Origin of the sequence: Microcoleus sp. OTE_8_concoct_300 (assembly GCF_031383065.1) — a bacterium.
GTDB lineage: Bacteria > Cyanobacteriota > Cyanobacteriia > Cyanobacteriales > Microcoleaceae > Microcoleus.
Genome location: NZ_JANMZH010000927.1, coordinates 1 through 4,429, shown reverse-complemented (window position 1 = coordinate 4,429; position 4,429 = coordinate 1). Strand labels below are relative to the sequence as shown.

Sequence of the window (4,429 nt, the reverse complement as noted above, 5' to 3'; positions counted from 1 at the left end):
AAATATTTTGAAAGTTTTCTCACAAAATTTGACTGAAATTACCTTAACTTCAGCACCCAAGAAAGCATTAACTTGTCCTGTTACATCAAACAGTTCCAAGGGTTTGCTGATCCGGGAAGTAATTTCCGATGTTCGGATTTTGCCGTCGCCACCTTGTTTCGGTTGGAATTCTCCAATATCTATCAAATCGATGCCGACTTTTCCTTGAATTCCACCTTTGACATAAGCCTCGGCAATTTTCACATCTATCCCAGCACCCACCGCAATACTAGCGTCAAGTGTGAGTTCGTCAACATCTCGTCCTGTACCGTCAGCATTTTCGCGATCGCTCACATAAAATCCATCCAAAACTTTGTCAGCAGAACCCGCAGCAAAATTCGAGTTTTTCCACTGGTTTAATCCGTAGGTATCGTACCCAAATCCTAGATGAGCTTCAGCACTAAACTTGCCTTCCAGTAAACCCTTGATCGGCCCCCATATCGGAAATTTTTGATCGATCTTAAAGTCAAATCCCAGTTTTGGCATCTGATAGGTGAATACCGAAACATCGGGTTTACCTATCAGCAATTGAATCGCCGTTTCCGGTTTGGTCAAGAGTGGCAAATCAAAGCCATCAATATCTTGTAAAGCATTTAAGAACTCCTTGACCTTGCCGCTTGTTTTGGAGTTTATTTGTTGGTTAGCGGTTTGCTGTACCGCAGTCTTTGGAACTGGGGAAGCATTCTGAAGATTAGCACTTTGAGCGGCAACATCTATATTCCCCAGAGTGTAGGAACCAAAGTCGATTTTATCGGGAGAGTTGGCTATTTGGTTGGCCAAATCAACAACTTTATCAACCTTGGCAACCGCAGATAAAAAGCGAGTATCGATATCGCGACCAGAGATTTTTGCTGCCAGTTCTAGTACGCTAACTTTGCCATCCCCATTTTTATCAAACGGCCCCGCTAGACCGAGTTTAGACAGTAACTTGGTGTCGGCATTTAGGAAGTTGATAACTGGTCGAAATGGTTTAATGACATCGGAAATTTTACCGATTATTGGTTTGGCAAAATTATTGACAAATGTCCCCAAATCAAGTTGCATATTGTTAAATGCAACTGTGGGCTTTTGCGGCCCGGTTAATTGACCGTTAGCGTAATTTAGGATCGGCCAATTAACTGCTAAGTCGAAGTTATAGGAGGGGAATGCAGCATTGCCGTTGATGCTGGTTTTTGCTGTGAGACCGAGATTAGCAGTGCTCGTTAAGTTGGCTTTGAATAAGTCTTTAAACTGATAGCTGCCTTGCAGTTCTGGCAAGGTGAGGCGATCTCCATCATTCGGGCCGCCCAGATTGTCTAAGTCATTGAACTTGATTTCAAGGTTGGCATCGACTTTAGTAAGGTTTTTGGTATCGTTTGCCAGGTCAACTTGGAAAAAACCTAAGTTGCCTTTTGCCTTGAATTGGTCATCTAGGCCCAAGTCAATGTTGGCGGTTAACTTGGTTTTGTCCGTATCTATGTAGCAGCCGAATTCTTTACTAACACCAACTCCTAGGGACAAGTTGTAGTTGTATTTTGATTTGGCTTTTCCATCTACATCTAAGCTTAATGCCGGTACTCCTAAGTTTTTCGAGAGATTGATGTCGGGAAACTCATATTGCCTGCCCAGAGTAATTAGCAAGGTACTTTCAGCAGCACTCGAATTCCCAGTGATAGCAACATTGAAGTCCGAGCCCAGTGCAGTGCGGAGGCTAGTTTCTAACTGACTCAGACTTTGATTTCCCAGATTTTTAATCGTATCGACTAACTTAGTCTTGAAGTTGCCAATAAAATCTGGGGAAATGTTCTTGAGAGAGCCGACAATGGGTAGGTTAACTGCCTGTAATTTGTCGTCAAGAATTTTCTCAAGTTTATCCAATCCAGCTTCTACGCCGCACCAATTCTTCGTGTCGATGGTATCACCAGGTGTCGGCGGTGTCGGCGGTGTCGGCGTCGGCGTTGGTGTGGGAGTGCCAGTTGTCGGCGTTGGTGTTGGTGTACCAGTTGTCGGTGTTGGTGTGGGAGTCGGCGTTATCGGCGTTGGTGTTGGTGTCGGCGTTGTCGGCGTTGGTGTGGGAGTCGGCGTTGTCGGCGTTGGTGTGGGAGTCGGCGTTGTCGGCGTTGGGGTGGGAGTCGGTGTTGTCGGCGTTGGTGTGGGAGTCGGTGTTGTCGGCGTTGGTGTGGGAGTCGGCGTTGTCGGCGTTGGTGTGGGAGTCGGTGGCGCTACATCATCATTAGTAATAGTTGTGGTAGCGGTAGCAGTGGTAATTGTCGGTGTTAAGCCCGGGCCTGTGGGATTTGAAAGGGTGACGGCAATGGTTTCGTCGGGTTCAACTAGGGGGTCGCCTAATACATCGACAGTAATGGTTTGGGATGTTTCATCTGCCCCAAAATTAATCGTGCCAGTAGCAGCAGTAGCCCCAGAAGTGCCGCCGATGTTGTTGTAATCGCTGACGTTTGTAGCAGTTCCGTCTATCGTATAATTGACGCTACTTGCCCCGCCTGTGTTGCCACTGCGAGTAGCAGTGAAAGTCAGAGGCTTTGTGCCGCTATTGCCTTCAGCAATGCTGGCAGTACCGGCGGCGATGGCATAAGAAACTGTACCGTTAGCAGCAATAGTTAATGTTGTTTTTTTTGTTGTACCGGCAATGCCACCGATGATTGTGCCCAAGTTGAGAATTGCGGTTTCGGCGTTTTCAGCTATGTTGTCAGGCTTGATAGTAACTGCAATATTCTGGGTGAGTGTGGCACCTGTTGCACCTGCGGGGAATGTAATCGAGGTAGGGGAAATGGTGTAGTCTGAATTAGGGGTAGCTGTGCTGCTCTTGTCGATGACAATTGGTACTGTTAAAGCAGCGTCAGGAGTGCCGGTGAGAGTGACGGGAATATTAACTACCGTGTCTGCGGTTCCTTCTGTTGCGCTGTAAGTTGCAGCACCGAAATTTACCGCCGGGAGTGTATTCAGCAGAATTGAGGAGTTTGCACTGCCATAGTTCTCCGTAGCTAAATCGGATAAGCCATCTTTATTAAAATCGCCTACAACAATACCTCGGGGATTGGTTCCCACAACAAAATTAGTGGCAGTCCCAAAGCTGCCATTGCCACTTCCAAACAAGACGGAGACATCGCCCGATCCATAGTTGGCTGTGGCTAAATCGACTTTTCCATCGGCATTGAAGTCACCAGTAGCAATATTTTGGGGTTGTGTTCCAACGCTAAAGTTGGTAGCTGCACTAAAGTTTCCCGTGCCAGTTCCTAACAGTATTGATACGTTGTTTGAGTTTTGATTGCTGATTGCTAAGTCAGGATTATTGTCCCCGTTAAAGTCTCCTATAGCAATGTAATAAGGGTTATTTCCAACGGTAAAGTTAGTGGCGGCGCCCAAAGTGCCATTAGCATTCTGCAACAGGATGGATACGCTGTTAGAACCATAGTTCGCTGTCGCTAAGTCAGACTTGCCATCTTTGTTAAAGTCGGCGACAACCACCCAAAAAGTGGTTGTTTTCCCCTGGCTCAAAGTAGTAGCTGCGCTAAAAGTACCATTACCATTACCCAGCAAGATGGAGACGTTGTTAGAGGTTAGATTGGCTGTAGCTAAGTCAGAATTGCCGTCCCCGTTGAAGTCTGCCACAATGACGGTACCGGGGTTCGATCCCACACCAAAGTAGGTGGCTGCACCAAAAGTGCCATCACCATTTCCTAATAGGAGAGAAACGTTGTTAGTCGCATTATTAGCCGTAACCAGGTCAGAATTACCGTCTTTGTTAAAGTCGCCTACAGCGACAGACACGGTATAGAGCGCGGTCGGCGGGTTGGTGTTAAAATAACTGGCACTGCCAAATTTGCCTGTGCCATCTCCCAATGCGATCGAGACGCTGTTGGGTCCATTGCTGCCAAAGGCTAGGTCAAGATTGCCGTCTTTGTTAAAGTCCGCAGTCGCAACTTCACGGAGATCGGTGGTTATGGGAAAATTAGTCGCAAGACCAAAAGTAGACAGAACATACTCGTAACCCGCTAACACCTCGGCTTCAAATACCAGCGGCGTTTCTATTGAACCGGTGCTCACTTCCAGTTCCCAGTCGCCGCCCTTTGCTACACTTCCGGTGAGGTTTTGGGAAGCTGCAACACACGCCCCGGTTAACTCACTCAAGCGTTTGACAAATGCTTTACCTGTCTCGCCTGCTGCTACACAGCACCCGTACAGGAGGATATTAGGTCGATTTTTGCATATTGAGTCGGTTCGTCGCGAAAACCACTGCTGTAGAGAATGCCGATCGCACTCTATATCCTCTAAACTAAAGCGAACGTCGCCGAGTTGCAAGCTGCCGGGAGCACCGTGAGAAACTATGTGGATGCTGTCTATATTGGTACGATCGCCTAAAATTTGAGTAATTTGGTCGATCGCATCCCGG

Annotated in this window: 1 protein-coding gene; it reads right to left on the bottom strand. The window is 47.2% G+C overall.

Going from position 1 to position 4,429, the window contains the following annotated elements; genetic code table 11:
- A partial coding sequence (locus ACUVJL_RS39460; protein ID WP_445250797.1) for an FG-GAP-like repeat-containing protein occupies nucleotides 1-4,429 on the bottom strand: 4,429 nt, incomplete at both ends.